The organism is Synechococcus sp. PCC 6312 (genome assembly GCF_000316685.1).
GTDB lineage: Bacteria > Cyanobacteriota > Cyanobacteriia > Thermosynechococcales > Thermosynechococcaceae > Pseudocalidococcus.
In genome coordinates this window covers 489,589-515,873 of sequence record NC_019680.1, presented here as the reverse complement: position 1 = coordinate 515,873, position 26,285 = coordinate 489,589, and the positions used below count along the sequence as shown (strand labels likewise).

Here is a 26,285-nt window from a genome sequence, read left to right as displayed (position 1 = left end):
TGGATAAATCTCAAAAGCAAGATAAAGATTTTAAGGAAGTGGGCCTTTTTATTAATTTTTTGCGCTTGTAACAAAGACTACACTTATTTATTGTTTGCCTGTGATTTGATTGGCATCAGACGCAGGGCTAGTCACCCATTGATGAACTAAAGACGCTTGGAGATCTTCGGCTCCAGGCCCTGTGTATTTTTGATTTGCCTCAAGTTGTTCCTATGCAGGATGTGTCGGGGGATTAAGATGAGCTTGACTTCAACCCAAATTTATTATCTGCGGCGGTGGCTCCAACAACAGACTAATTCGTTACTGATCGAAGAAATTAATCTCCTGATTACTCACGACCTGCTGCTCTTAAATCGGATCAAAGCCCTGCTTCCCTCTCAACAGCAACAACTGGCTACCTTAGTTAATATTCATCAAGACCTCCAGAAAAATCGCCAGGCAATCACCTCTTTGCAGAATTTAGAATCACAAATCCTTGGCCTGCTGCAAATCCAGAAGAAGTCGGCCATCAAAGAACTGCTCCCAACTCAAGCAGATTTAGAAACGTGGCTCGGGACTTTCAACGAAGCAACGCTTGTGGCTCAACGCTACCTTGGCAAAGTCATTGTTCGGAATTATTGGCGTGGTGCAAAACCTATCTCGGCCTGGTTGGCGGATTTTGAAGTTGGGGATTCAGGGTATATTACCTACAAACCAAGTTTTGCTCCAGGCCAGCATAGTCATTTACACCCTGATCAAGAAAGTTACCTGAAGCAGTGGCTAGCCAACTTTATCAACCAATGTCATCGGGTTTTACCAAAATTTCCCCAAATGCTCATGGACGCAATGGCCACCGATTAACCCTGCCCCTCCAGATTCAGTGCCGGCAACTTCGAGGGGTACAATTGGGGTTGGCTTGGTTCTTTGTTCATTGGCCGGGAATCCCCTATGCTCGATTTGACTGGAAAATTTGCCTTAGTGACTGGGATTGCAAACAATCGTTCTATCGCCTGGGCCATTGCCCAACAACTCCACCAGGCCGGGGCTGAACTGGCCATTACGTTTTTACCCGATGAGCGGGGCCGCAGTGAACAAAAAGTCCGAGAACTGGTTGAACCCTTGCATCCCAGTTTGATTCTGCCCCTAGATGTCCAACAACCGGAGTTAGTGTCTGATCTTTTTCAAACTGTTCAAACCAAATGGGGTCGCCTTGATACCCTGATTCATTGTCTTGCCTTTGCCAATAAGGATGATTTGGGGGGCGATTTTAGTGCTGTCTCCCAGGATGGTTTTAACCTTGCCCTAGATGTGAGTGCTTATTCCCTGATTAGTCTGGCCCAAGCTGCAAAGCCCCTCATGACCCATGGTGGCTCCATCACAACCTTGACCTATTTGGGGGGGGTTCGGGTCATTCCCAATTACAATATCATGGGCATTGCCAAAGCCGCTTTAGAAATGAACGTCCGTTACTTAGCCGCCGAGTTTGGCCCCCAGCAAGTTAGGGTTAATGCCATTTCCGCCGGCCCCATTCGGACACTAGCCTCTTCTGCCGTGGGCGGGATATTAGACATGATCCATCACGTTGAAGCCACAGCCCCTCTCCGCCGCACGGTTACCCAAACTGAAGTCGGTCAAACCGCAGCCTTTTTAAGTAGCGATCTATCCACTGGCATTACTGGGCAGGTGATCTATGTAGATGCAGGTTATTCAATCATGGGTATGTAGCAGGCTGAAGAGTTCATAGACTCCATAACTACCCTAAATTGAGTAGGAAGGTTAACCAGGCCGGCCCAAGCAGCCCTTTATAATTAGTCACGAGTCAGCAGGATCGGAAAAATGCGAATTTTAGTCACGGGCGGTACAGGGTTTATTGGGTCCCATCTAGTTGATCGGCTGATGGAAGCGGGCCATGAAGTGATTTGTCTCGATAATTACTTTACGGGAGATAAGTCTAATATTAGCCACTGGCTGGGAAACCCCAATTTTGAACTGATTCGCCATGATGTAACTGAGCCGATCCGCTTGGAAGTTGAGCAAATTTATCACCTGGCCTGTCCTGCTTCTCCGGTGCATTATCAATACAATCCCGTGAAAACCATCAAAACCAATGTGATGGGAACCCTAAATATGCTGGGCTTGGCAAAACGGATTAAGGCTCGTTTTCTCTTGGCCTCAACCTCTGAAGTCTATGGGGATCCGAAAATTCATCCACAAACTGAAGACTATTGGGGCAATGTCAATCCCATCGGTATTCGCAGTTGCTATGACGAAGGTAAACGGGTTGCGGAAACTCTGACTTTTGATTACCAACGTCAAAATAATGTGGATATTCGCGTTATTCGGATTTTCAACACCTATGGCCCCCGGATGCAGGTGAATGATGGGCGAGTTGTCAGTAATTTTATTGTCCAGGCCCTCCAGGGAATTCCCTTAACGGTCTATGGAGATGGCTCCCAAACGCGAAGTTTTTGTTATGTCTCTGATTTAGTCGAAGGGATGATTTGGCTGATGAATGGAGATCATCCTGGGCCAATTAATATTGGTAATCCTGGGGAATATACCGTCTTGGAATTGGCCCAAAAGATTCAAGCCATTATTGATCCGACTGTGGCGATTCAATTTAATCCCTTGCCCTCTGATGATCCCCAACGTCGGCAACCGGATATTACCAAAGCCCGCACCCTCCTTGGTTGGGAGCCCCAAGTCCCCCTAGAAACTGGCTTAAATTTGACAATCCCTGATTTTCGGTCGCGGCTGATTAAGTTAGGCAAAATTCCTGGCTAGAAGACTTCTTTCTTGGCTCCTCCCTGCTCTTTTCTCTCTTCTGAACCCGTGTCTGAAATTATTTCCTTAGCCCCCCCAGAAATTGATGCCCTCGACTTAAGGGCTGTGAACAACTGCCTCCAGGCCTGGTTAGCCACTCCAGATATAACTGTTCATGAGCAGAAACTTGGCTTTAACGTTACCTATCCCCGCCCCCCGGAAGAACCAGACCTGGAACTGTCAGAATTAGCCCCGGTGCGACTGTGGTTTATTGCCCTCGATACTCGCTATCCTTGGTTGCCGTTTTTCCTTGATTGGCGCAATGGTGAATTGGTGCGTTACGCAGCCATGCTGATTCCCCATCAATTTAGCCGTCAACAGGGCATTCAGTTCAACCCCCAAGGCCTGGATATTTTTGTGATGCACAAAGCCCTAACCCTTTGGGACTGGTTAGAACGCCATAAACTACCTGGAGAAGGGCGGATTCGCTCGCTGGCGGAAATGTTTGGCTATGAACTCGATCACGATTTTTTTCAGGTGTTACGGGATCGTGGGCCAGTTGAGAGAGTTTCTAAGGAATAATTTGGGACAGGAATTGCTGGGTGCGCGCCATCTGGGGCTGATAAAAAAACTTTTGGGGTGGAGCCATCTCAATAATTTGTCCCTGATCCATAAAGACCACCTGATCCGCCACCTCTCGGGCAAACCCGACCTCATGGGTAACAATCACCATCGTCATGCCACTGGCAACCAGGCCCCGCATTGCATCCAACACTTCTCGCACCATTTCCGGGTCTAGGGCTGAAGTTGGTTCATCAAAGAGCATAATTTTCGGCTGCATCGCCAAGGCTCGGGCAATGGCCACCCGTTGTTGCTGCCCCCCAGAAAGTTGGCCAGGAAACTTATGGGCCTGTTCTAAGATGCCAACCCGCTCTAACAGTTGCAAGGCAATCTCATCCCGTTTTGTTTTTGACCAACCTCTCACCCAGCGCGGTGCCAAGGTAATATTCTGCAAGACCGTTAAATGGGGAAATAAATTAAACTGCTGAAACACCATCCCCACTTCCCGGCGAATCTGCTCAATATTCTCTACATTTTCCACATTCCCAGCCAAGACCATCCCGTCAATGACAATCTCCCCAGACTGAAACTCCTCTAGAGCATTAAATGTCCGAATAAAGGTGGATTTTCCCGAACCAGAGGGGCCCATAATCACCACCACTTGCCCCAGTTCGACCCTTAAACTCACGCCTTTAAGCGCATGAAAATTGCCGTACCACTTGTGGACATCTGTGGCAACAATGATTGGGCCTGGAGCAGGAATTTCAGGAGAATCGGGCATGGGTTGGGGTTAGGTTTCCACCACATCCAGGTTAAATAATTCGTGGAGCGTTTGAATGGCCCGTTGGCGGCTGGCTAAGTCTTGGTGGGCCTGGAGTTGCACCGTTGGCTCATGGAGAATTTTGTTAATCATGGTGCGGGTCATCGCTTCAATCACCCCTTGGTGCTTCTCGGCAAATTCTGTTCCTAACCGTGAAAGGGCTTTTTCCAACTCTTGGGTGCGAATGGTTTCAATTTTGTTCCGCAAACAGCGAATGGTTGGAACCGCTGCCAGGGAATGCCACCAGGCATTAAAGTTAGCCAGTTCTTCCTCTAGCATCGCTTCAGCTTCGAGGGCCATCAGGCGGCGGGCTTCCTGGTTTTGGGCGACTACGGATTCTAGGTCATCCACATTAAACAATTGTACTTGGGCAAGTTCCGTCACATTGGCATGAACATTCCGAGGCACAGCAATATCAATAATGGACAAGAGCCGCCCGTTATTCATCACGTGAGCTAAGGAATCCCGCTCTAAAATTGGCTCTGTGGCTGCTGTTCCGGTAAACACTAAATCGGCATTGGCAACAACGGGCAATAAATCCGCCATGACATGGAGATCAAACTCTGCTTCCGGAAACTGTTGCGCTAACTCTTGGGCCCGTTCTAAGGTGCGATTAACAATCACCATGTGCTGGACGTTCCGAGCCAGTAAATGTTGGACAACTAAGCGCGACATTTTCCCTGCCCCAATCACAACAATCCGACAATTGGGTAAATTATTAATCCGCAAATCTGCGAGTTCTACAGCCGCCGAACTAATCGAGACGGCCCCTGTGCCAATATTGGTATCAGTTCGCACCCGCTTGCCCGCAGCGATGGCATCTTTGAAGAGGCGATTCAGGATTGGCCCGACTCCTTTATACTGCTGCCCCAGTTGGTGGGCCCGTTTAACTTGGGAGAGAATTTGCCCCTCTCCGAGTACTAAACTGTCCAGGCCCGCCGCAACCCGCATCAGGTGCATGATCGCATCTTGGTGGAGGAGGATAAATAGATAGGGGCGTAATTGCCGGAGGGGACAATGACTCCACTCACTCAGAAACTGATTTACTTCCCGAACACCGTTGTCAGTATCCGAAGTAACAATATAAATTTCCAGACGATTACAGGTACTCAGGATGGTTGCTTCTTGGATGTGGGGATAGCTGCACAAATGGCTCGTGGCTCTTTCCCGAACTTCCTCTGGAACACTCAGTTTTTCACGCACTTCCACCGGAGCCGTTTTATGGGTCAAGCCAATCACAGCAATATTCATCGGTATTTATCTCGGAGTATAATTCTTGAGAGTTTAAAAAACTTTTGAAGCGTGGCCTAATTTTATCCTATAGCGTTAGCCAGCACATTAAGGACAGAAGGCTATGGGGTGAGACCGTCCTGGATGACCGGGCCTAATCCCCTCCTGAGGCAAATCATAGTCAGGCCATTCATGTTAGGTATAGTATTACTCATTTAGGGCTGGACAAAAACAAGTCAGAAAATACTTTATGGGAAGTTTTTCAAGATTTCTACTCTCTCAAAACAGTCTGCGTAACACTATATGTTCCGAGCCAACAGCCGATAGCTAGATTATGCCCCCTCCGATTTAGCTTTGACTTTGAGGGGAATCTCAAGATACTGGCTGAGGGCATTGGCTAACCATTCGATTTCTGGATCACTGAGTAAGCCTTTACCTCCCAAGTTATACTGGCGTGTCCCGGCCCAAATGATCAGATCTGGTTGGACGGTGACGCGATCCCCATCGCTATCTTTGGTGTAGTGGCGGACTTGGTGTTCAATTTGGGTAATGGAACTGCGAGAACTGGAGGGTGTGACTTGTTTGCGAAAACCAAAGAGTTCAAAGGTTTGACTAATTGTCTCACTGGTAATCTTGAGGCGGACTTTGCCAAACAGGCCAAAAAAGACCAGGCCAGCCATGCCAATGCCGGCAACCCAAAAAGGAATTGAGAATAGGCCAAAGGCAAGATTAATGGGAAAGGGTGCAAGTAGAGAAAACCCAGTCCAGAAAAAAATAAAAGAGTTCCAGGCCAAGGCAAAAGCCCCTAAAAATATTAGCCCACCAAGCCCCACCCCTCCTTGTGTCCGAGCCGGAGGAATAATAATTTCTAGTTCATCGGTTTTTTGTAGCCAGAGGACTTTACTGTGTTCCGGTTGACTCAGTTGGCTTTGGGTTCTGGCCCAGTCGTGACTGTTGTTGAGTTTCCTAAGGGCGGCCTGGGCAGAATTGAGGCGTTTATCCAGGCCAGGTTCAAGGAGTTGTTGGAGCCAATGGACAAAGCCGGGAGAGAGATTAACGAGATTGCTAAATTGTAAGCGTTGATTTTCTTGGGGAATATCAGCAGGATTCTGGCCACTGGCTAAGTGAATCAGGGTCGCCCCTAAGGCATACAGGTCAGAGGCAGGGACAGATCGGCCGCCAAACTGTTCCGGGGGCATATAGCCATAGGTACCAACAACCGTACGCGTGGCTCCAGAAATCACCGTCTGGACGGCCCCAAAATCAACTAAGTAGGCTTGCTGGCGGAGTTCATCCCAGAGAATGTTGCTGGGTTTAATATCCCGATGGATAACAGGTGGGGAATGGCTGTGGAGATAAATCAAAATATCCAGTAATTGTTTGGCTAGGGTTTTGAGTTGGGATTCTGTCCAAAGGCGGCCGGCGGTGAGAGACTGGGCGAGAGATGGGGCGGGAATATAATCTTGCACAAGGGCAAACCCCTGTCCCGAAGATAAACTGATCTCAAAACCATCCCGATACTTAGGAATTGCTGGGTGATAGAGGGCCTGGAGGACTTGGGTTTCTCGCTCAAACAGTTGCACATCTTCCCAGGCCATGTCCTCGCCAAAACTCAGCCGCTTGAGGATACATTCATCCGATGTTTGTAAATCCTTGACCCGATAGGTACGCTTTCCCGGCTTTCGTCCCAACTCAGTAATGACTTCATACCGCCCGCCAATTACCTCTGCCATTGTTGCGCCTCTTTTGGTCTTAATGTCCGAGATAGTTCAATATTGCCTCAAGTCGGCTTGACTCACCCGTCATACCCATGGCCTGGTGACGTTTCTGAAAATGATTCATGATGCGGATGGCAGAAATTGCTCACATCTGCATGACTTTAGCCACTCAATAAGGCCTCAACAAACTCATAACTGGAAAAGGGACGTAAATCCTTAATCCCTTCCCCCGCCCCAATAAAGCGAATTGGTAAGCCTAGTTCTTGGACAACGGCGAGGGCAACTCCCCCTTTGGCTGTGCCATCTAGTTTGGTAATCACCACCCCCGTTAATTGAGCTGCTTCAGCAAACACCTGGGCCTGGCGCAGTCCATTTTGTCCAAGGCTGGCATCTAAAACCAAGAGGGATTCAATGTGGGCATCAGGAGCTTTTTTATCTACAATCCGGCGAATTTTCCTCAGTTCTTCCATCAGGTTTTGTTTGTTCTGCAACCGGCCGGCGGTATCAATCAACAGGAGTTCACAGTGGCGAGATTGGGCTGCGCTAATGCCATCAAAGACCACAGCCGCCGGATCTGTATTTTTTCCAGGGTTGGCAATCACCTCTACGCCACTACGGGCCGCCCAAATTTTTACCTGTTCTACTGCCGCGGCTCGAAACGTATCTGCCGCTGCCACCAAACAGAGATACCCCGATGTACTGGCCACATGGGCAATTTTGCCAATCGTTGTTGTTTTGCCAACCCCGTTCACCCCCGTCATCAGCCAAATATTCAGTCGTTGTTTTTGGGGGGCAAAGTTGGGATCGTACCCCTTTTGGAAGGGTTCTTCGAGGACATCCCGGAGAATTTGTTTTAGGTAATCAATGGCCTGGTCGGCGGGGAGGGCATCTTGACGGATTTTGGTTTGCAGGGCCTGGATGATTTTATCGGTGGCTGCCACCCCAACGTCGGCCTGGAGCAAGAGGGATTCAATCTCTTCAACCGCATCAGCCCCCAATGGCCCACGTCCCACTACGGCTTTGAGTTGATTCACCAGGCCCCGGCGAGTTTTCCCTAAACCCTGCCGCAGTTTTTGCAACCAAGTAATTTCTTCAATATCCACATCTTCGGGACGGCGACCCTGGCTGGCCAAGACTTCCGCTGACCATAAGAATCCTTCATCCAAAGCCAGAGGAATCGGGGCAGGTTCTGGTAGGGTGGGACTGAGCTCTGGTCTAAAACTCTCTGATTCTGGAGTCTCGGTAATGGGGACAGGCGTAGAGGCTTGAATTGTGATGGTTGGCGGTGATTCTGGTGGTGGAGATTCCGACAGTTCGGCCGTCATAACAGGGGAGTCGGATGATTCAGTGAATTCAGTTGTCGGGGTTGCTGGGGAAATAGCCGGATAACTAACCTCGCTGGGGGGTGATGATGGGGCAATGTTTGGAGATTGCCGGGCCTGGATGTTGTTAAATGCGGCTTTGGCCCAGGCCAGGTAATCAACCTTAGTTTCAGGTTCAGGTGTGGGTGTGGCTTCTGGTTCAGGCGGCGCAATCGGAGCGTCAGGGGCAAGGTTTGTGGTTGTTTCTGGGTGAGTTGTTTCTGGAACCTCTGTCACAGAAGATGCCGGTTGGTTCTCGACAGTCGCATTGTCCTCAGTTTTACCCAATGCACGGCGAAACCAGTTAAACACGAGCAACCTCAACTCAAGTGGATGAACAGCTTTGTTTCCTTAGCTTACAAGAATTACCTTATCCCTGATTTCCCCCTGCCTCCAGATAAGCCCTAACCCAGGCTCCGGCCTCTGTTTTGGTTGTTAATTCCCCGCGGGCCTGAACCTCTAAGACCTCCTGGAGAATTTCACCGATCAGGGGGCCAGGCCGCAAACCAAAGTCCCGAATTAAATCAGCCCCCGTGATTAAACAAGGTGGATGGGCAATCGGGTTTTCCAAATCTAACCAGGCCTGGTGCAGAGACTCTAAAGCCTTTGGTTCAATTCCCATCGCCACCGCTAATCCGACCAAGCCCGGCCAAGCAGACCCAACCTGACGAAAGAGAAAAAATTGTTCCCGGCGAGCCTTCAAAGCTATGGACTGGGGCAGTTGCGGCAAGGTTTTGAGCAGGGTTTGGATGAGTTTTATTTCCCGGTTGCTGTAGGTGAGGCGGCTTAAGGTGTGTTGAATGAATTCTGGTTCCGGTTGAGCATTGAATAAACAGGCCAGTTTACTCAGAGTGCCGAGGGTGCGTTTGCGGGGTTCACCGGGGCCAGGATTAGTCAGCAAGGGTTGAGCTAAAAAATGATCTAAGCTCTGCCAGCAAGGATCTACTGCTCTGTGCCATGCTTCTAAGCAAGCTAAATGTTCCAGGCCGGTTTCATCAATTTGGGGCAACCAATGGGCAAACCCACCATCCTCCCAGACCCAGCGGAGGTAGCGATGACTTGCGGGACTGGCTAACAAATAACTGAGTTCGGTGCGAATTCGCTCTGGGGCCACCAGAATGAGTTGGGGAGCCGTTGTTTTGAGGGCATCGCGGGTATCGGACGTAATCATGAATCCTAATTGACTGGCCTGGCGGTAGGCGCGCAATACTCGTAACGGATCATCACGCAAATTTGCCAGAGAAATCATCCGAATTTGTTTCTGGACAATATCCACTTGCCCATGCAGCGGATCAACCATCACCTTCCCGCGTGGGTCGTAGGCAATAGCATTGATCGTAAAGTCGCGCCGATGTAAATCTGCTTCTAGGGAGTCCCCCACCTGTTGGGCAAAATCAAGGGTGGCCTGGGGAAAGACAACTCGGGCAATTTGTCGGGCGGCATCTAACAGGACAAAACTGGCCTGGTACTTTTGAGCTAACTGTTGCGCCAAGGGAATGGCTGGGGCTGGGGTGACAAAATCTAAATCTAAATCCCCTGGAAAAACTCCCCGTAATCCATCCCGCACCGCCCCACCAACCAAATAGGTATCGGCCGGCAAATCACGAATGGCAATTGGCCAATCAGTGGGGTCGAGGGGATTCACCATAGGGTTTTAAGGGGAATTTTCCTGACGTAGTTCTTGGCGCAATTGCATTAATAGCCGTCCTAAATGGTTCGAGCCGTTGCCATTGGCCCCACAGCCCCAAAAACTATCCACGGGGGAATTCTCAACTAAGTCTTCTTCACCAGTCCCTAATAAGATGCCTCGAATATCAGAATGGGTCTGAAACTTGGCTTGAATAGCAGCATACATGACCTCTAACTTGACCTTTTCCCAATCGGGGCGCAGGGGATGGCGAGGATCTCGGCCAATTTGGGCTGCTTCACCGGGGGTTGGGGCTAATTGAATTCTTTGGGAAAGATAGGCATGGCCAGTGTTAATAAATTTCTGGGCCTGGTAATAGTGCTCTGCGGTCGGCCAATAGCAACCAGCGAGGTGAAAGCCATGTCGAGAGAAATTGGAGAAACAGCCATAGGGATGATCAATGTGATAGAAATAAATCGTCATTAGAGCAAAGAGCAATTTTGGCTGAACCTTCTCACCCTCATATCCTAGATTGCTTTTTACCCTGATCTCCACTCCCCCCCTCATTCACGAACAACCTAATAGGGCCTGGGGACAAAATTTTTAGGGTCTGGATTGGGTAGTTTTAAGGTAATTAAGCCCGCCACTAAAACGAAAAATAATGACACCCATAAACAACCTCCCAGGCCTGCCGTCTGATAAACCCAACCCGATAGGACAGTGCCCAGTAATCTCCCTCCAGAATTGGCCATGTAATAAAAGCCAACATTAAGGGCCACTTTGTCATCGTCAGTAAAGGCTAATACGAGATAGGAATGCACCGCTGAATTAAAAGCAAAAATCACGCCAAAGACTAACAGCCCAACAATAACTACAAAATTGGGGTTCAGAGCCGTTCCTAAGGCCATGGCAATCAATCCGGGGATGGCGGTCAAGGCAAATGTCCAAAAGCGAATCGTGGCAGCTTGGGGGGCCTGGTTAAACCGATTGAGTAGGGTGGGAGCCGCGGACTGCACCAGGCCATAGCCAATCACCCAAATCGCTAAAAAACCCCCGACTTGATAGAATGACCAGCCCAAAATACTCCGTAGAAACACGGGCAGACCCACCACAAACCAGACATCCCGGGCCCCAAACAGAAAAAACCGCGCGGCCGAGAGAATGTTAATTTCTTTACTTTTAGAAAATAGCTGTTGAACCTTAACTTTGGTTTTGACTTTACCCATCCCTGCCGGAAGAAGCAGGCCGGTCACGAGAACCATCAGTAATCCCACTGCCATAATCCAGAGGGAATTTTGAAACCCAACCCAGCCCAGCAACAAGGCCCCCACAAAGAACCCCACCCCCTTGAGGGCATTTTTGGAGCCAGTCAGAATCGCCACCCACTTGAATAATTGACTCTGGGCCGTTTGGGGAACGACTAAGCGAATCGCACTTTTAGAACTCATTTTGGTGAGATCCTTGGCAATTCCCGACAGGGCCTGGGCCACCATCACATAGGGGACTGCAAAGGCAATCGGCCAACTGGGTTCTAAGGGGGACAACATCACCAAGGAGGCAATCTGGAGGGCAATGCCGCTGTAGAGGGTGAGTTTCAAGCCAAATTGGGAGCCAATCCAGCCCCCGAAAAAGTTAGTGACGATGCCAAAGATTTCATAAAACAAAAATAATAGGGCAATATCCAGGGGAGAATAGCCAATTTGGTTGAAATAGAGGAGCACCAGCATCCGCAAGGCCCCATCGGTAATCGTGAAGCCCCAATAGGCCACCGTCACCAGCGCGTAATTACGCAGATTTGCCACACCCACTTTAACGGCCCCCATCACCTTGCTCCAGACTCAGGACTAGAAAAGATTGCACGCCAAATTCATTCCCAACCCAGCCCAGGCATCATTGTCATCCGGCACTATGGTTGCGTGGATGATGCTCGATCAGGCTAGGGGAATACAGGCAACACAAGATAAATCAAATTTTCCTGATATATTCTAGCCTGAAAATTCTCAAATCAGGAGATGGGGTGAACATGCACTGATTTGAGGCTTTATTGGGGGTAGGAGGTTCAGCTAGGGATAATGTTGCGCTTAAGAGGGAGACCCTTAGCTTGCCGAGCCTAAAATAAACGGCTTCTGACGAACTTGGGCAATCAGCCAGCGCAAACTGTGATTACTCAAGACGGAGATTGGCCCCATGAGCATCAAGGATTTCACTTCAGCCCGACTAATTTTCACCGAACCACCCGACTCCAGCATGGCCGTTGTTTCGGTAATATCTCGCAAGGTGGCATAGGCAAATAACAAGGGCAGAACACAAAATAGGCGAATTGGCACCGCTGCTTTGGGGACAGAGAGCAGATATTCCTGGGCTTCATCCAAATCATGCCAGGCCAGGGCGACTAATTCTTTAATGGCGGCATGGTTATTGGCTTTCAGTTCTGGCTTGAGGAGGAGTTGATGGCCGCTACCTTGGGCCACAAGAGACTGTTCCGGAATATAAATCGAGTTTTCGTGTTCCGCATCCCAAGCAATATCTTTGAGAATATTCACGGTCTGGAGGGCTTCTCCAAAGGCCCCGCAACGTTTGAGCAGAACTTGGTATTCGTCTTGCCCAATCGAAAAAGAATGTTCATGCCACAAATCGGTGAGGAGGTAGCCCACGGTTCCGGCCACGTAATAGCAATATTCTTTATATTCATCCAGGGTTTTAATCCGAATCCCCGTGGGATAGAGATTGACAAATTTTTTCATCCCATGCACCATCTCACTCACCCAGCGTTGGACGTGCTGTTGGGAGGTTAATGGCAATGTCCGAAACAGGGTAAAGACCAGGCCGGTGTTAGCCACCAAGCGGATGTGGGCTGCTTCCCCTTCTAAGTTTTGGGCAATCCGACCGTAATCATCGGCTAGGCGGGAGCTATCAAAGCACTCTAATAAGTCGTCTAGGAGGAGGGTTTTCGTCGCAATGCTGGCAACAGGATCATCTTCGACCGTATCGGCAATTCGACAGATTAAATAGGCAATTAAAACCGCCCGCCCTAATGTCCCCGGTAAGAAGCGAATACTCAAGGCAAAGGTACGAGAGACTTCCGGCAAAATCTCCTGACAGAACCGCTCGGCTGCCCGCACATTAACTGGAGATTCCAATGCCATCTGAACCATAAGGTTTAACTCCTACACACAAATTTATATAGCCTTGGGGACAACTATATTAAGTAAAATTAACAGATACCATAAACCTTGCCGCTAATCTAGTAAAGTCCCGGTTGGAGAGTGGAAATTAAGCCCCTCTACAGATTCTCTACTGCCCGACTGGGCCGAGTTTAAGGGTTGTTTTACCCCCATAATGGCGATAACTTGGTTCACACCACTTTACCGAACTTTTTTCTGTGACAAATTTAGACTCGGCCAGTTTTTCAAGCGGCAACCTATCTCCCTCCCAACAGTTTGCGATTCTTGTTCCCCAGGGGCAAGAATACCAGGCCATGGTCAAGGGTCTTAAGCAAGGGCCATCGAACTTGATCCAGCTTATCCCGATTCCTTTGGGTGTATTGGCGGTGCAAGCATTCCTAGAGCAATGGCAACCCGGCCCGGAGATGCACGGCATTTTGGTGATCGGCTTGGCAGGGGCATTATCGAACACCTTCAGCCTGGGGCAAGTGGTGGTGTATGAATCTTGTCGCTATGGAAATGCTGTGCTCAACACCAACCGGGCCTGGAGTCAACACCTCAGTCAATCCCTAGCTGCCCCCTTAGTTCCGGCCTACACCAGTCAAGAGTTAGTGAGTACCGCCCAGGCCAAGGCCGCATTACACCAGAAAACTGGGGCTGATGTGGTGGATATGGAAGGGGGGCCAATTCTGGACTATGGCGCAAGCTTAAATCTGCCCGTGGCGATGGTGCGGGTAATTTCTGATACGGCGACCCAGGATTTACCAAATTTATCCCAGGCCATTGGGGGCGATGGCTCTCTTAATCCCCTATTACTCACCTGGGCCTTTCTCCAAAACCCCATTGCGGCTGGACATCTAATTACTGGCTCATTGCGGGGCCTGGGAAGATTAGAAAAAGTTGGGCAAGCCCTTGCTAGGGAGCGATCGGGGTTCCTGGTTCGGCCTACAGTCTGACTCACTTAAGGGCACTTGACGTAAATCTAGGCTGTAGCTCATGACGGTCGTGGAAGACTAGCAACAACAGCTGAGTTTATCGCTTTTGTCTTACCATTGTCTCAGTATTTACTGGAATGACTATAGTTCCCGATTTCAGTTGAGTTACAGACCTACTCTTGAATCAACCTTTGAACAGTAAATGATGACATAAGCCTGGCAACATGAAAGGAGCAATTAATTGATGATGCAGCCATTACCACATCTCCTCAATCGCTACTCACTGTAGTTAATATGGCGTTACTCATTGGGGGATATTATGGGAACCAGTCAGGAAATGCTCTATGGACAGTCTTTTTAAGATTTCTACTCTCTCAGAACAGTCTGTGTAGCACTATAGCAACACGTTCAAGGCTTTCTGAATCAGGCTGTTAACGTTGCATAGGAACGTAGCTCCTAGACATTAATCAACCAGGCCGGTGATGATCATGGACTGACTCCATTACCAACCATCAATATCTTTCTCGGGTATGATTTCTAGATTGAGATCATTTAAATAGCTGAGGGCGTTGTCAATTTGGGTTGCTTTTCCGGTCAATTCTAAATCAAACCAGCCATCTTCCCGAGAGTTGGGAGCCAGCAATGCCCCTTTGATATTGATCGTGAGTTGGAACTTGACAATTAACTCGCAAATCACCGGGTCAGATACATAGTTTTTATCAATCCTAACCCGAATGTGTTTTTGGGTTAATCGCTCTTCGCCTAAGGGTAAATCTTCAGCTTCCAGGGGAAATGTAGTCATAAAATTTCTTCCTTCTGCTTATGATGAATGAACTTAAAACTATCAAGATTACTCAACCTCCTTAATTCTAGTCCGTCGCTCTAGAAGTTCTTGTACCACCAAGGTAAACACAGCCAATAGTCCCAAAATTACCGCCGCCCCATAGGCACTTTCAGTCTGGTAGTTTTTGTAAGCTTCTTCAACAAAGAGCGGTAAACTTTGGGTTTTCCCCGCAATATTTCCGGAGACAACGGCCACCGCCCCAAATTCTCCCATTGCCCGGGCATTGGTTAACAGCACCCCATAGAGCAAGCCCCAGCGAATATTCGGGAGAGTGACTCGCCAAAAGGTTTGCCATTCATTAGCTCCGAGAATTTTTGCGGCTTCCTCCTGCTCAGGCCCCACTTCTTCTAAGACCGGGATGACTTCTCGGGCCACGAATGGCAGGCTAACAAAGATTGTGGCTAAGACCATGCCTGGAAAAGCAAACACCACTTGGATATTGTGATCCAGTAACCAGGGACCAAGCCACCCGACCCGACCATAAACCAACACAATCATTAACCCCGCAACAACTGGGGAGATCGAAAAGGGAAGATCAATAATACTAAGAATGAGTGTCCGGCCGGGAAAGCGTTTCCGAGCTAAGGCCCAAGCTGCACAGAGGCCAAAAAAGGTATTCACGGGCACGGCAATCAGAGCTAAACCAACTGTGAGGCCAACGGCCACTTGGAAATCATGGAGCTTCAATGTGTCCAGAAAGGGGCCAAAGCCTTTGCTAAAGGCCTGGTAAAAAACATTAGCCGCTGGAATCAATAGGACTAAAGCCACATAGCCCACGGCAATCAGAATTAAGACAATCGGCACCCAGGATTTGCGTTGGGAGTTGGGTGAACTAACGGGCTTATTTGATGACATAGCGTTGCCCCCAGGCCTGGATAAAGTTAATCACAAACAATAAAAGTAAGGACAATAGCAACATGACGGTACCAATAATGGTTGCCCCCGTATAGTCATAGGCTTCTAGATTTTGAAAGACCAAAACTGGTGCAATCAGATCCTTAAAGGGAATGTTGGAGGAAATAATCACCGTTGAGCCATATTCCCCCACGGCCCGCGAAAAACCTAGGGCAATCCCCGTTAAAATCGCTGGTAAAATCGGCGGCAATAACACTCGCCAAAAGGTCTGCCACTGACTTGCCCCTAAACACCAAGCTGCCTCCTCTAATTCCTTTTCGATTTCCCCTAAAACAGGCTGCACGGTGCGGACAACAAAGGGCAAAGAAATAAACACCATCGCGATCCCCACCCCCAAGCGGGTAAAGGAAATCTCGATGCTAAAGGGAGCAAACATTGACCCAATCCAGCCATTGTTGCTATAGACTGTTGCCAAGGTTAAACCCGCAACTGCAGTGGGCAAGGCAAAGGGCAAGTCAATCACCCCTTCCAAAAATCGCTTACCTGGAAATGTATACCGGATCAAAACCCAAGCAATGAGTGTTCCAAACAGGCCATTGATCACCGCTGCAATAAAAGCCGTGACAAAGGTGACATCGTAGGTTGAAAGCGCAATTGGACTGGTCGCCACTTCCCAAAACTTGCCTGGCCCTTCCTGAATTGCTTTCAAGAGCATCAAAACGGTCGGAATCAGGAGCATTACCGCGAGATAGCCCCAGGTGACTCGCCAAGTCCAATGTAGATGCCAGAGCTTAGACAGCCAGTTTTGGGATTTTGGCCGACTGCCTGGGATGGGTTGAGTTGGGGGAATCGGGGCCGTTGTAGTCGTCATAATTCTGTTTCAGGATTCTAAATGGGCGGCACAGTCAATCGCATTTAAGTCTCTCGTAAAAATTCAGTCAACGTTGGTTCAAACTGATCAGCGAAGCCAGAATTCGGAGCAGACAGGGGTAATGCAGGGGATGCAAAATTCTTATCTACTCCGTTGCACAACCTATGTCCTACTTGGTATAGATTTGGTCAAAAATTGCCCCATCAGCAAAGAATTCCTTATTGACTTTTTCCCAACCCCCTAAATCTTGGACAGTAAAGAGGGTTTTAATTGGCGGGAATTGGGTCGCAAATTCTTTCTCAACGCCTGGATCAACAGAGCGGAACCCCACTTTAGCAAATTCCTTTTGGGCTTCGGGTGTATAGAGAAATTCGACAAAGGCCTGGGCGACTTCCTGAGTTCCGTGTTTTTCTGCATTTTTGTCAACCACCGCGATCGGATTATCAATCGAGATATTGACATCAGGGACAATGTAGGTAAGGTTTTCGTTGTTTAAGTTCGCCAAAATCACCTCATTTTCATAGTTCACCAGGGCATCCCCTTGACCTTGTTTGGCAAAAACATCTGTAGATTCCCGGGCATCCTTGGCCAGAATTGGGACATTCTTATAGGCAGCCGCCACAAATTCCTTGGCCTGTTCCGGTGTACTGCCAGTTTGAGCTTTAGCCCCCCAAAGAACCAGAAAATTCCAACGCGCCCCACCGGATGTTTTTGGGTTAGCGGTAATAAAGGTATTTCCCGGTTTAGCTAAGTCATCCCAGGTTTTAATATTTTTGGGGTTGCCATCTCGGGTGATAATTGCTGCTACAGATTTCGAGACAATGCCATTATTCGGGGCTTTTGTGGCCCATTCAGGACTGGTTAAACCCGCCTCGGCAATTTTATCCACATCGGTTGCCAGAGCTAAGTGCACCACGTCAGCTTCTAAACCATCAATCACGGCTCGGGTTTGACTGCCAGAACCGCCATAGCTCTGCTTGAAGATCACGTTTTGATTGTGTTCTTGCTGCCATTTCTCTTTGAACAGGGGAATGATTGCATCGTGGGCAGCTTTGGTCACCGCAAAAGAAACCAGAGTAATTTCAGCATCGGGTTTAGCTTCAGTGGATGTTCCGCCTCCTTGGGGAGAATCACTCGGGCCACAAGCTGCCACCAGGCCCGCCAAGCTCGCCCCCACAATAAATAGGGCTACCCACTGCTTCAGCTTTCGTCCAAAACCGAACATTTGCACCTCCCAACAACACTAATCATCTTGAGGTATTTCCAGCCGCTAAAACTCCTTTTGACTCCTTCAATCAGTAATCTACGGTAAGTCGGCCGGAAATACGAACGTTAATCATCCTACCCAAAGATGGTTCATTTGCCTAGCCCAGGCCGGGACTGTTTCTTGCTGAGAAACCATTAAGAGTTTAAAGGACAGGATCATGAGGTCTCCATCGTCCTAACTATCAAAGAAACAACGGTGATGAAATTGGCCTGGATAACAAGTGGGTGAGAAGTATTGGCCGACCCCAGTTTTGAGGTCTATCGTGGCTGAGATTGCTGCTGGAGGACGAAAGGGCATGAATAAACCTCTTTGATTGTCCCAAAGTAATGACAGCGCAGTAATGTAATGATAGAACCATAGATGTTTGTCGTGATGTGTTGCCTATGCCTGCCTGTCCAATTTGTACCACCTCACAAACCGTCAAAAACGGTCGCATCCATAACGGTAAGCAACGATTTAAGTGTCAAGACTGCGGCCGCCAATTTGTTGAGCGACCCACCAAAAAAGTGATTGACTTGGCAACACGGGAACTCATTGACCGCCTACTCTTAGAGAATATTTCTTTGGCTGGGATCGCACGCGCTGTCCAGGTTTCTCCCCAATGGCTCCAGAATTATGTCAACGAAAAATACACCCAGATGCCCGATCAATGGCAGGGCAGAAGCCGCAAAAAACGGACGCAAGATCCAGAGTCAAGGACTTAGCCCAATGTCACGTTCACTCTCGCCTTCCCAAGGGGTAAACCTGAAAGCGGTTAATCAAAGACCCTGGAGGGGATGAAGTAGTTTAACTGTGCGGCAAAATCTCCGTCGCGTTTTGGGTTTGCTGGCGGACAGGGCTTGGCCGGGTCGGAATAAAGCTACTCTTCAGATAAATTTTCATCCGCTTTTTCCGAAAACCTATCATTACTTATGTAATACTGATGTATGTCCAAATTGAAAATCCTTTCATAGTTGGTAGTAAATATGATGACTAAGCCTTTGTTAGGCCCCCCCTACCCGGCCCAGCCCAGCCGAAAATTTTTTAAAATAGTCACTACGGTTGGCATGATGTCCATGATTGCTGGGTGTCAGGGAGAGCCGCCAACAGCAAATGCCCCGGCAGAGTCCAAAATTAAGGTGATTACGACCTTCTTGCCCATGACCCAGTTTACAAAGGCTGTTGCTGGAGACCGGGCAGAAGTGATCCAACTATTACCCACTAATGTTGGCCCCCACGATTACCAGGCCCGCCCAGGGGATGTCCAACGCTTAACCCAGGCCAATGTCTTAGTCAAAAATGGCCTGGAGATGGAAAGCTTTTTAGACAACATCATCGCCAATGCCGAAAATCCGAACCTGAAGGTGATTAATACGAGCCAAGGGGTTAAGACGATTACCAGTGCATCCATCAGGGGTGAGGCCGATGATCACGATCAGGTTCATGACCACAACCACAGTGAAGCGGGCACAACGAAATCTGCTGAGGGACATCATCATGGCGAGTTTAATCCCCACATTTGGCTGGATCCCAAGCGTGCCATTGTCCAGGTTGAAAATATTCGCAATGGTTTAATTGCTGCCGATCCAGGGGGAGAAGCAATCTATCAAGCCAACGCCGCCGCCTTTATCGCCCAGTTACAGAGCCTTGATCAGGACATTGCGACTCAACTTCAGCCATTCCAAGGTAAAACCTTTGTTGTTTTCCATGACTTTGCTTCCTACTTTGCCCAGAGCTATAACCTAAAGGCAACCTATCTGGTGGATATTCCCGAAGATAACCCTTCCCCGGCCGATGTTAGTCGGATTACCAAAGCTGTTGATGCGGCAAACTTGCGGGCTATTTTGACTGAACCCCAGGCCAATGAAAATACCTTTGCGGCCCTCGCTCAGGACTTAAAGGTCAAAATCAGCATCTTCGACCCGATGGAAACTGGCCCAGAAACAGCGGCAGAACCTAGCTATTATCTGAATACGATGCGTAAAAATGCTCAGGATTTAACCACCGCGTTTGGGGGCAATGTTAAATCCCAGCAGATCAATTGGCTGCGGGGCCATCTGGCTATTCTTCCAGCTCAGGTTAGGCAGTCTCAGATGGTCAAGGTTGGATTTTAGGAGTTGGGCTTGGTCGAACCTCTTCTTGCTGTTGAAGGCTTAACCGTTGTCCGCGGTCAAAACACCGTGGTTGAAAATGTCTCATTTAAGATTTGTGCTGGGACAGATACGGCAATTGTCGGGCCAAATGGGGCCGGCAAAAGCACCTTAGTCCAGGCCATTTTAGGAATTCTGCCCCATCAGTCTGGGCAAGTCCAAGTCTTAGGAACGCCCCTCATGGCTGGGGGTTGGTTGCCCACTCGTTGCCGCCAACATATTGCTTATCTGCCCCAAAACTTTTTAGTGGATCGGCGGATTCCCGTTACGGTTGGAGAATTAGTTGGCCTGGGTTGGGGGGCGATGGAGTGGGAAATCCCCTGGTTAAAATTGCCACAACGGCGACGGGCGGTTCACCAGGCCTTGGCTCGTGTCAATGCTAGTCATCTCTACCACCAGTCCATTGGGCATTTATCCGGCGGGGAACTCAAGCGGGTTTTATTAGCCTATTGTTTGGTGTTTCCGCGGCGGTTACTCATTTTGGATGAAGCCCCAGCGGGCCTGGACGTGCGGGGAGAAGCAGATTTTTACGACCTCCTCTATCAACTCAAACGAGAAGAAGACTGGGCGATCCTGCAAATTTCCCATGATCTGGACATGGTGCGCCGTCACTGTGATCAAGTCCTCTGTTTAAATCGGCTCTTGCTCTGTCAGGGAACGCCGGATGTGGCCCTCGCCCCAGAAACCCTCGCCCTTGCCTATGGGACAGAGTTTGTCCAATATCGCCATCATCATTAACCCCATCCCGATCCCTACCATGACTGTTTGGTATTGCCATGTCCTTCAATGCTGAATTCACCCGAATTATTGACCTGTTCCAACTCCCCTTCATGCAACGGGCCGTCCTGAGTGGGATATTAACCGGCCTGATGGGGGGGATTTTGGGGAGTTTCACGATTCTGCGCCAATTATCATTTTTTAGTGATGCCTTGGGACATTCTGCCCTATTGGGAATTAGTCTCGGCTTGTTCTTAGGTATCAATCCCACCTTGATGCTATTACCCTTTGCGGTGATTTTTGCCCTCGGAGTCACGTACCTGCTAGAGAAAACCCAGTTAAGCTCCGATGCTCTGCTCAATATTATTTATTCGTCCTCCTTATCGGCCGCTATTATTCTCCTGAGTTTCATGGGAACCTATCGCGGCGGGCTGAATAATTTGTTATTTGGCGATATTTTGGCGGTGCGGAACATTGAGTTAGCGACCAGTAGTGTTTTACTCATCCTTTGCGTAGTTTTTATTGCCTTAACGTTACGGACTCAATTATTGATTACCCTCCATGAACCGTTAGCTCAAGCCCAAGGCATTAATGTTTATTGGCAACGAAATCTCTTTATTGTCCTTTTGGCCTTGGTGGTTGCAGTTTCAATTCGGGCTGTTGGGGTGTTGTTAATTAGTGCCTTTATTGTCATCCCGGCCTGTGCCGCCCGCTTGCTCAGTCAAAAGTTTAGTACCTATGTGATTCTTTCGGCTTTTCTGGGGGCCAGTAGTGCCGTGATCGGGATGTTAGTTTCCGCGGCCTTCAATTTGCCCTCTGGCCCGAGTATTGTCTGTATGCAAATGCTCATTTTTATCAGTGCGGCGATTCATCGGTCTCTCAAATCATTAGCCCATTGAATAGTCTTAGGGGCTTCATTGGCTTTGAGATAGATATTCCAGATCAGTGAGGATGCTAAAACTTAGGTTCTGACTGGGGTCGGCAGGGATTAGAAAGGGTCTTACTGCCCAAATGTCGAAGATTGTGATGAGTCAGAACGGCCGGCGTAACGCTATAGCCTATGATATACAAAGCATTTTTATTGGCGAGCCGAAGGCCTGGTCAGGGCTGTAAGTGGTGACACGATTCGGGTTCTTGCACAATCATTGCCATTAACAAAAAACGTATGAACCAAGGTAAATGAATGTGGTCAATCCCAAAAGTTATTTCTACCTCGGCGTGGCCTGCGTGGCTTTCATTGCTGTCACGGGTTGCATTTTTGAACTGAGTTCTGGTGATGCCCAATTAGGGTTGATACCGACAATCATTATTTTGAGCTTAAGTGTCCCCCTGGGCCTGGGAACCTTTATTGCCGCAGTTAAAGCCGGACGCTCTGAGAGTGGTGAATAAAAGTCCCAAATCTAGCCCCTAGGGGTTTGAATTCCTGCTTGGGGATGTCTGGGACTTATGGACTGTTTTAATCGTTAGCTATATCGGGTGTGCTGACTAGGGGTATTTATTGCCCCAGCTTAGCCCACTCATCGGGCAGAACTTTAGCTAAAATTTCAAAGCCGCCATTACCACTGGGTTTCAGGATATAAGCAACGCCCTGTGGTTCTGGATAAATTCCTGTTGCCGCCTCAAATACATCATCATGGCCAACAATAATTGTGTTGGTTTTTGGGGCTGGGGCGGCTGTCAGTAATGGCATAATCCCGCGGCGCATATCTTCGATTTGGGCCTCTGTATATTCCTCTGCGGGGGCAAAGTTTAGGCCTGATCGCTTTTCGTATCTCCCAAATGCCAGATCCGCTGTTTGCCAGGCCCGACAATATTCACTAGCATATACTTCACCAACAGGAATTTTTAGGGACTGAAAGGCCTTGCCAATCGTCCGAGCTTGTTGCCAACCTCTTTCACTGAGCATCCGCTGAGTGTTGCAATACCCCATTTTGGCGGTGATCTGGTCAGCATAATCAATCTCAGTTTGTCCGTGACGGAAAAAGATTACCGTTCCGCCCTGACGTAGGGTCGCCAAGAGAGCAGGGCCGCTTAACTTATTTTGAAAAGCTGGGGCCGCACCTTCGCCCCCCTCGCCTCCTTCACCCCCCTGAGCCATCATCCAGCCATTGATCAGCTGGGGTTCTAAACCAGTTGGTGTAGAAATCTGTTCGGCAACTTTAGAGACAGGAGCAGCCGTGGCACCTTGGGTGATGCTAGAGCTAGTGAGTAGTGACACGCCAATTGCAACCCAAATTTTTGTCTTCATAGGTTCTTATCAAGATAGAGATAGGAAAAATTCTCAATAGCTAATGTACCATAAACGTCTGGATTAACGACCTATTCCGTTACAGGGGTCGGCTCACCTATCTCCTAGCTCAGGTTGGGAATCGTAATATCAATCTCTCCAATTGGCTGTGGAAATTGAGGCAGTTCTCGGGTGAGGGCTGGCTGGTTCCCCACAATCAAGGTTGTTAGGTGTTCCGGCTGGAGATGGGCCTGGGCAACTCGCTGAACATCGGCAATGGTTGTGGCTTTCACACCCCGCTGATATTGAAAAATAAAGTCACTGTCATAGCCGAAATATTCATAGCGCATCAGCCGATAGAGGGTCTGGGCCGGACTGCGAAAATTAAAGATAAAGGAGTTCAAAATCGCATCCTGGGCATAGGCTAATTCCGCCGGTTGGATCGGTTCGGTTTGAAGACGTTGAAACTCATGCTGGAGGGATTTCAAAAAGGCCAAGGTGGCCACAGTTTGGGTTTGCCCAGTCCCAAAAAAGACCCCCGGATAGTCATATTCAGGATTCCAGGCCGCGTAGACCGAGTAAGCCAGGCCTTGTTGGGAACGAATCTGATTAAAGAGTCGGCCGCCAAAGCCATTCAAAACTCCATTCATGACGTAGAGAGAAAAAACATCGGCATCCCGGAGTGTATCTCCCAGATGGCCGGTGTAAATGTAACTCTGACTGAGTTGGGGTTGATTGATGATGAATGTGCCCGGTGGCGAGGGTTGCTCCACGGTGGGAATGGGCGGAAGAGGCTGAGGAGTAGGTTCCCATGGGCCGAAGTGGGTTTGAATCAGGGTTCGCATTTCCTTGGGTTCAAAATCCCCAACAATGCCCAAAATCATCTGACTCGGCTGTACATAGGTGTGGGCAAATTTAACTAGGGCCTGGCGATCAATTCGGGCTAGGGTGGCATATTCAGGGCGGCGGCTATAGGGGCTGTCTAGGCCATAGATCAACCGATAAAACTCCCGACTGGCAATGGATTCTGGGGTATCGTTACGGCGCGCAATTTGCCCCCGCCGCCGTTGTTGAGCCACCGCAATTCGTTCCGGGTCAAAGGCCGGTTCTTGGAGCACTTCCGAAAACCAACTAAACACATAGCTGACATGCTCTCGCAAGGCCGTAAAGCTGACCTGTCCTGCCGTGACCCCAAACCCAGCTTCAATGGTGGCAGCCCGATCCGCTAAGAGCGCATCCAGTTCCTCAATGGGATGGGAGCGAGTTCCACCGTTGCGCATTAAGTCCCCCGTCAAATCCGCCAGACCCGCCTGATTGGCTGGTTCCCAGCGACTACCGACCCGAATTAGGGCTGTGCCGCGCACAATTGGCCAATCATGATCTGGGAGCAAATAGACGGTTAATCCGTTAGCCAGTTGGTAGCGTTCATACTTTGGTAAGGAAATTTCAGGCAAAGGCGGCAAGGTTAAATCCCGATAGTGTTTAGGACTGGCAGCAAGGGTCAAAGTCGGGCCTCCCCAAAAGAAGAAAAATGTCAGGAACAGAAGAAAAAGAGTTGCATAGCGAAAAGTCTGGCGATTGCTGATCATAGCGGGGGTAAATGGAAGGAGTGAGTTAAACCGTCTGTTTGGTTGGGGTCAGGTTTGCCTCAAACCAATCGCGGGCCTGGTAACAATCTTGGCTGATTTGTTGGCGTAACTCTGTTAGGGAGGCAAATTTGAGTTCGGGACGTAGGAAATGGTAGCAGTCAGCCCTTAAAATTTGTCCATATAAATCACCCTGCCAATCCAGCAAATGGACTTCCCCTGTCAGATAATCTCCAGACAAGGTGGGGCGAGTGCCTAGATTCAAGACCCCCGGCCAAGGGCGATCCCAACCATCTCCCTGGACAGTCACCACATATACTCCTTGCCGTGGCAAAAATTTTTCGGGATCCAAGGCTAAATTAGCTGTGGGAAACCCTAATGACCGCCCTAATTGCTGCCCCCGGATCACAGTCCCCTCAAGACGATAGGGCCGGCCCAGGAGTTTTTGGGCTAGGAAAATATGCCCCTCCCCCAAGGCCTGGCGAATTGCCGAACTACTAATCCGATCCGGGCCAAAGCGTTGGGGTTCAACAATCACCACCGGAATCCCAAAATCCGTGGCCAGGTTTTGCAGATCTGCCGCTGTCCCGGCCCGTTTCGCCCCAAAGCCAAAGTTAAACCCCACCGCAATAAACTGGGTCTGGAGTTGAGCGACTAAAATATCTTTGACAAAGCCCTCAGGACTGAGTTGAGCCAGGGACTGGGTAAAGGGAATCCGAATCAATTGTTCAATGCCCAGGCCCGCTAAGATTGGCACCTTTTCGGCTAGGGGGGTGAGTAAGGGGCGGGTGATGCCCTGAAAAAAGGCCTGGGGATGGGGGGTAAAGGTGACGAGGGCTCGCTGGAGATGAGACGGGGCCTGGGCCAATGCGCCAATCACCGCTTGATGCCCCAGATGTAACCCATCAAAGTTGCCTAGGGCAATGGCTGTTTTGCGATCAACATCTTGCAGATCAGAGGTGACCAACATTGGCCCCATAGTCTTAGCAATCCTTAACACTTTAGTTTGAGCTTAACCTGACAACCTCCCTCGCGTCCTCCCATATCGTCACAAAATCCATTGAAAAATAATGCTACCGTTATACCGTAGGGACAAACCTGAACTAAAGGAGCCTGGTATGAGTACCCTGATTGTGGTGGACTTTGATAACCCATACAAAGCCAATGAAGTCTTGCTGGAGCTTCTAAAACTCCAACGGGAACACCTCCTAGACCTAGAAGATGCAGCGGTGGTTGTGCGCACCCAAGAGGGGAAAATTAAGATTAATCAAACCCAAGATTTGACCTTGACCGGGGCCTTAAGCGGTGGCTTTTGGGGACTTTTACTCGGCTTAATTTTCTTTAACCCCCTCTTGGGCTGGGCGGCCGGCCTGGTGGCTGGGGCGATTTCTGGCAAATTTACGGATATTGGTATTGATGACAACTTTATCAAAGAACTGGGGGAAACCCTGACTCCGGGCCACTCCGCCATTTTTACCTTGGTGCGCCAGGCCACCCCTGATAAGGTTTTGGAAGAGATTAGTGGCTATGGTGGCAAAGTTCTGCGGACATCTCTCTCTAAAGAAGATGAAGCTAAACTCCAAGAAGCCCTCAACAAGGGTAACTCAGGGGAAGCCTAAACCTTACAGTCC

General features: G+C 49.1%; 26 protein-coding genes. 11 read left to right on the top strand and 15 right to left on the bottom strand.

The genetic code is table 11. The annotated features are described in order from the left end of the window. The first annotated feature begins 237 nt into the window (after positions 1 to 237). The 4 genes from SYN6312_RS02430 (at position 238) to SYN6312_RS02415 (ending at position 3,324) form a co-directional block, all read left to right on the top strand. Entirely contained in the window at positions 238 to 840 is a 603-nt protein-coding gene (locus SYN6312_RS02430) for a hypothetical protein (RefSeq protein ID WP_015123277.1), read from the top strand. An 87-nt stretch (positions 841 to 927) separates the two neighbouring features. Continuing rightward, positions 928 to 1,704, top strand: a complete 777-nt coding sequence (fabI, locus tag SYN6312_RS02425; protein WP_015123276.1) for an enoyl-ACP reductase FabI — start codon at positions 928 to 930, stop codon at positions 1,702 to 1,704. Between the two features lie 111 nt (positions 1,705 to 1,815). Further along, positions 1,816 to 2,763, top strand: coding sequence for a UDP-glucuronic acid decarboxylase family protein (locus tag SYN6312_RS02420; RefSeq protein ID WP_015123275.1), 948 nt, complete (start codon positions 1,816 to 1,818; stop codon positions 2,761 to 2,763). 12 nt (positions 2,764 to 2,775) lie between these two features. After that, positions 2,776 to 3,324 (top strand): CRR6 family NdhI maturation factor, encoded by a 549-nt coding sequence (locus SYN6312_RS02415; protein WP_253276408.1) that lies wholly within the window; start codon positions 2,776 to 2,778, stop codon positions 3,322 to 3,324. Here the strand turns inward: SYN6312_RS02415 and SYN6312_RS02410 are convergent. From SYN6312_RS02410 to SYN6312_RS02375, 8 genes are all read right to left on the bottom strand, one after another. Further along, positions 3,314 to 4,084, bottom strand: a complete 771-nt coding sequence (locus tag SYN6312_RS02410) for an amino acid ABC transporter ATP-binding protein (RefSeq protein ID WP_015123273.1) — start codon at positions 4,082 to 4,084, stop codon at positions 3,314 to 3,316. The two genes, SYN6312_RS02415 and SYN6312_RS02410, sit on opposite strands and share 11 nt — an antisense overlap. A 9-nt stretch (positions 4,085 to 4,093) precedes the next feature. Then, positions 4,094 to 5,374, bottom strand: a complete 1,281-nt coding sequence (locus SYN6312_RS02405; RefSeq protein WP_015123272.1) for a glutamyl-tRNA reductase — start codon at positions 5,372 to 5,374, stop codon at positions 4,094 to 4,096. A gap of 311 nt (positions 5,375 to 5,685) precedes the next feature. After that, positions 5,686 to 7,086 carry a serine/threonine-protein kinase gene (locus tag SYN6312_RS02400; protein ID WP_015123271.1) on the bottom strand — a complete coding sequence of 467 codons (1,401 nt, stop codon included), beginning with the start codon at positions 7,084 to 7,086 and terminating at the stop codon, positions 5,686 to 5,688. Between the two features lie 146 nt (positions 7,087 to 7,232). After that, on the bottom strand, positions 7,233 to 8,744 hold the full coding sequence (ftsY, locus tag SYN6312_RS02395; protein WP_015123270.1) for a signal recognition particle-docking protein FtsY: 1,512 nt from the start codon (positions 8,742 to 8,744) through the stop codon (positions 7,233 to 7,235). A gap of 58 nt (positions 8,745 to 8,802) precedes the next feature. Then, positions 8,803 to 10,080, bottom strand: a complete 1,278-nt coding sequence (locus SYN6312_RS02390) for a CCA tRNA nucleotidyltransferase (protein ID WP_015123269.1) — start codon at positions 10,078 to 10,080, stop codon at positions 8,803 to 8,805. 6 nt (positions 10,081 to 10,086) lie between these two features. Next, the gene (locus SYN6312_RS02385; protein ID WP_015123268.1) at positions 10,087 to 10,542 is read right to left on the bottom strand and encodes an NADAR family protein; all 456 of its coding nucleotides are present in this window, start codon (positions 10,540 to 10,542) and stop codon (positions 10,087 to 10,089) included. A 95-nt stretch (positions 10,543 to 10,637) separates the two neighbouring features. Then, positions 10,638 to 11,882: an organoarsenical effux MFS transporter ArsJ gene (arsJ, locus tag SYN6312_RS02380; protein ID WP_015123267.1), complete on the bottom strand. Its 1,245-nt coding sequence runs from the start codon at positions 11,880 to 11,882 to the stop codon at positions 10,638 to 10,640. 273 nt (positions 11,883 to 12,155) lie between these two features. Continuing rightward, on the bottom strand, positions 12,156 to 13,214 hold the full coding sequence (locus SYN6312_RS02375) for a phytoene/squalene synthase family protein (RefSeq protein WP_015123266.1): 1,059 nt from the start codon (positions 13,212 to 13,214) through the stop codon (positions 12,156 to 12,158). Positions 13,215 to 13,441: 227 nt separating this feature from the next. Here SYN6312_RS02375 and SYN6312_RS02370 point away from each other — a divergent pair, with 227 nt between their 5' ends. After that, positions 13,442 to 14,179 (top strand): Phosphorylase superfamily, encoded by a 738-nt coding sequence (locus SYN6312_RS02370; protein WP_015123265.1) that lies wholly within the window; start codon positions 13,442 to 13,444, stop codon positions 14,177 to 14,179. Positions 14,180 to 14,660: 481 nt separating this feature from the next. On the opposite strand, the gene SYN6312_RS02365 is transcribed toward SYN6312_RS02370, so the two are convergent. The 4 genes from SYN6312_RS02365 to SYN6312_RS02350 all read right to left on the bottom strand — a co-directional run bounded on the left by SYN6312_RS02365 (position 14,661) and on the right by SYN6312_RS02350 (position 17,953). Further along, positions 14,661 to 14,960, bottom strand: coding sequence for an NIL domain-containing protein (locus tag SYN6312_RS02365; RefSeq protein WP_015123264.1), 300 nt, complete (start codon positions 14,958 to 14,960; stop codon positions 14,661 to 14,663). Positions 14,961 to 15,008: 48 nt separating this feature from the next. Then, on the bottom strand, positions 15,009 to 15,857 hold the full coding sequence (cysW, locus tag SYN6312_RS02360) for a sulfate ABC transporter permease subunit CysW (protein ID WP_015123263.1): 849 nt from the start codon (positions 15,855 to 15,857) through the stop codon (positions 15,009 to 15,011). Next, positions 15,844 to 16,728: a sulfate ABC transporter permease subunit CysT gene (cysT, locus tag SYN6312_RS02355; RefSeq protein ID WP_015123262.1), complete on the bottom strand. Its 885-nt coding sequence runs from the start codon at positions 16,726 to 16,728 to the stop codon at positions 15,844 to 15,846. The genes cysW and cysT overlap by 14 nt, the downstream gene beginning before the upstream one ends. Positions 16,729 to 16,897: 169 nt before the next feature. Next, the gene (locus SYN6312_RS02350; protein ID WP_015123261.1) at positions 16,898 to 17,953 is read right to left on the bottom strand and encodes a sulfate ABC transporter substrate-binding protein; all 1,056 of its coding nucleotides are present in this window, start codon (positions 17,951 to 17,953) and stop codon (positions 16,898 to 16,900) included. 425 nt (positions 17,954 to 18,378) lie between these two features. Between SYN6312_RS02350 and SYN6312_RS02345 the strand changes: the two genes are divergently transcribed. From SYN6312_RS02345 to SYN6312_RS02325, 5 genes are all read left to right on the top strand, one after another. Continuing rightward, a complete protein-coding gene (locus SYN6312_RS02345) occupies positions 18,379 to 18,699 on the top strand; it encodes an IS1 family transposase (protein WP_015123260.1) in 321 nt (106 codons plus the stop codon). A gap of 261 nt (positions 18,700 to 18,960) precedes the next feature. Further along, positions 18,961 to 20,088, top strand: a complete 1,128-nt coding sequence (locus tag SYN6312_RS02340; protein WP_156804727.1) for a metal ABC transporter solute-binding protein, Zn/Mn family — start codon at positions 18,961 to 18,963, stop codon at positions 20,086 to 20,088. A gap of 9 nt (positions 20,089 to 20,097) precedes the next feature. Continuing rightward, positions 20,098 to 20,862: a metal ABC transporter ATP-binding protein gene (locus SYN6312_RS02335; RefSeq protein WP_015123258.1), complete on the top strand. Its 765-nt coding sequence runs from the start codon at positions 20,098 to 20,100 to the stop codon at positions 20,860 to 20,862. 38 nt (positions 20,863 to 20,900) lie between these two features. Beyond that, entirely contained in the window at positions 20,901 to 21,740 is an 840-nt protein-coding gene (locus tag SYN6312_RS02330; RefSeq protein ID WP_015123257.1) for a metal ABC transporter permease, read from the top strand. Positions 21,741 to 22,020: 280 nt separating this feature from the next. Next, a complete protein-coding gene (locus SYN6312_RS02325; protein ID WP_015123256.1) occupies positions 22,021 to 22,230 on the top strand; it encodes a hypothetical protein in 210 nt (69 codons plus the stop codon). Between the two features lie 106 nt (positions 22,231 to 22,336). On the opposite strand, the gene SYN6312_RS02320 is transcribed toward SYN6312_RS02325, so the two are convergent. The 3 genes from SYN6312_RS02320 to SYN6312_RS02310 all read right to left on the bottom strand — a co-directional run bounded on the left by SYN6312_RS02320 (position 22,337) and on the right by SYN6312_RS02310 (position 25,624). Then, positions 22,337 to 23,089 (bottom strand): histidine phosphatase family protein, encoded by a 753-nt coding sequence (locus tag SYN6312_RS02320; RefSeq protein WP_015123255.1) that lies wholly within the window; start codon positions 23,087 to 23,089, stop codon positions 22,337 to 22,339. A gap of 104 nt (positions 23,090 to 23,193) precedes the next feature. After that, positions 23,194 to 24,573, bottom strand: a complete 1,380-nt coding sequence (locus tag SYN6312_RS02315; protein ID WP_216594167.1) for a pitrilysin family protein — start codon at positions 24,571 to 24,573, stop codon at positions 23,194 to 23,196. Positions 24,574 to 24,682: 109 nt separating this feature from the next. Continuing rightward, positions 24,683 to 25,624, bottom strand: coding sequence for a bifunctional riboflavin kinase/FAD synthetase (locus SYN6312_RS02310; protein ID WP_041431016.1), 942 nt, complete (start codon positions 25,622 to 25,624; stop codon positions 24,683 to 24,685). Positions 25,625 to 25,772: 148 nt separating this feature from the next. Between SYN6312_RS02310 and SYN6312_RS02305 the strand changes: the two genes are divergently transcribed. Further along, positions 25,773 to 26,273 carry a DUF1269 domain-containing protein gene (locus tag SYN6312_RS02305; RefSeq protein WP_015123252.1) on the top strand — a complete coding sequence of 167 codons (501 nt, stop codon included), beginning with the start codon at positions 25,773 to 25,775 and terminating at the stop codon, positions 26,271 to 26,273. Positions 26,274 to 26,285: the final 12 nt, after the last annotated feature.

What these genes read in the sequence shown, in the direction of transcription:
- SYN6312_RS02320 (WP_015123255.1), bottom strand. Translation starts at nt 23,089, where the DNA reads ATGAAGACAAAAATTTGGGTTGCAATTGGCGTGTCACTACTCACTAGC.
- SYN6312_RS02340 (WP_156804727.1), top strand. Translation starts at nt 18,961, where the DNA reads ATGATGACTAAGCCTTTGTTAGGCCCCCCCTACCCGGCCCAGCCCAGC.
- SYN6312_RS02405 (WP_015123272.1), bottom strand. Translation starts at nt 5,374, where the DNA reads ATGAATATTGCTGTGATTGGCTTGACCCATAAAACGGCTCCGGTGGAA.
- SYN6312_RS02365 (WP_015123264.1), bottom strand. Translation starts at nt 14,960, where the DNA reads ATGACTACATTTCCCCTGGAAGCTGAAGATTTACCCTTAGGCGAAGAG.
- fabI (WP_015123276.1), top strand. Translation starts at nt 928, where the DNA reads ATGCTCGATTTGACTGGAAAATTTGCCTTAGTGACTGGGATTGCAAAC.
- SYN6312_RS02310 (WP_041431016.1), bottom strand. Translation starts at nt 25,624, where the DNA reads ATGTTGGTCACCTCTGATCTGCAAGATGTTGATCGCAAAACAGCCATT.
- SYN6312_RS02390 (WP_015123269.1), bottom strand. Translation starts at nt 10,080, where the DNA reads ATGGTGAATCCCCTCGACCCCACTGATTGGCCAATTGCCATTCGTGAT.
- SYN6312_RS02400 (WP_015123271.1), bottom strand. Translation starts at nt 7,086, where the DNA reads ATGGCAGAGGTAATTGGCGGGCGGTATGAAGTCATTACTGAGTTGGGA.
- SYN6312_RS02385 (WP_015123268.1), bottom strand. Translation starts at nt 10,542, where the DNA reads ATGACGATTTATTTCTATCACATTGATCATCCCTATGGCTGTTTCTCC.
- cysW (WP_015123263.1), bottom strand. Translation starts at nt 15,857, where the DNA reads ATGTCATCAAATAAGCCCGTTAGTTCACCCAACTCCCAACGCAAATCC.
- cysT (WP_015123262.1), bottom strand. Translation starts at nt 16,728, where the DNA reads ATGACGACTACAACGGCCCCGATTCCCCCAACTCAACCCATCCCAGGC.
- SYN6312_RS02410 (WP_015123273.1), bottom strand. Translation starts at nt 4,084, where the DNA reads ATGCCCGATTCTCCTGAAATTCCTGCTCCAGGCCCAATCATTGTTGCC.
- SYN6312_RS02430 (WP_015123277.1), top strand. Translation starts at nt 238, where the DNA reads ATGAGCTTGACTTCAACCCAAATTTATTATCTGCGGCGGTGGCTCCAA.
- SYN6312_RS02345 (WP_015123260.1), top strand. Translation starts at nt 18,379, where the DNA reads ATGCCTGCCTGTCCAATTTGTACCACCTCACAAACCGTCAAAAACGGT.
- SYN6312_RS02375 (WP_015123266.1), bottom strand. Translation starts at nt 13,214, where the DNA reads ATGGTTCAGATGGCATTGGAATCTCCAGTTAATGTGCGGGCAGCCGAG.
- arsJ (WP_015123267.1), bottom strand. Translation starts at nt 11,882, where the DNA reads ATGGGGGCCGTTAAAGTGGGTGTGGCAAATCTGCGTAATTACGCGCTG.
- SYN6312_RS02305 (WP_015123252.1), top strand. Translation starts at nt 25,773, where the DNA reads ATGAGTACCCTGATTGTGGTGGACTTTGATAACCCATACAAAGCCAAT.
- SYN6312_RS02325 (WP_015123256.1), top strand. Translation starts at nt 22,021, where the DNA reads ATGAATGTGGTCAATCCCAAAAGTTATTTCTACCTCGGCGTGGCCTGC.
- SYN6312_RS02420 (WP_015123275.1), top strand. Translation starts at nt 1,816, where the DNA reads ATGCGAATTTTAGTCACGGGCGGTACAGGGTTTATTGGGTCCCATCTA.
- SYN6312_RS02330 (WP_015123257.1), top strand. Translation starts at nt 20,901, where the DNA reads ATGTCCTTCAATGCTGAATTCACCCGAATTATTGACCTGTTCCAACTC.
- SYN6312_RS02350 (WP_015123261.1), bottom strand. Translation starts at nt 17,953, where the DNA reads ATGTTCGGTTTTGGACGAAAGCTGAAGCAGTGGGTAGCCCTATTTATT.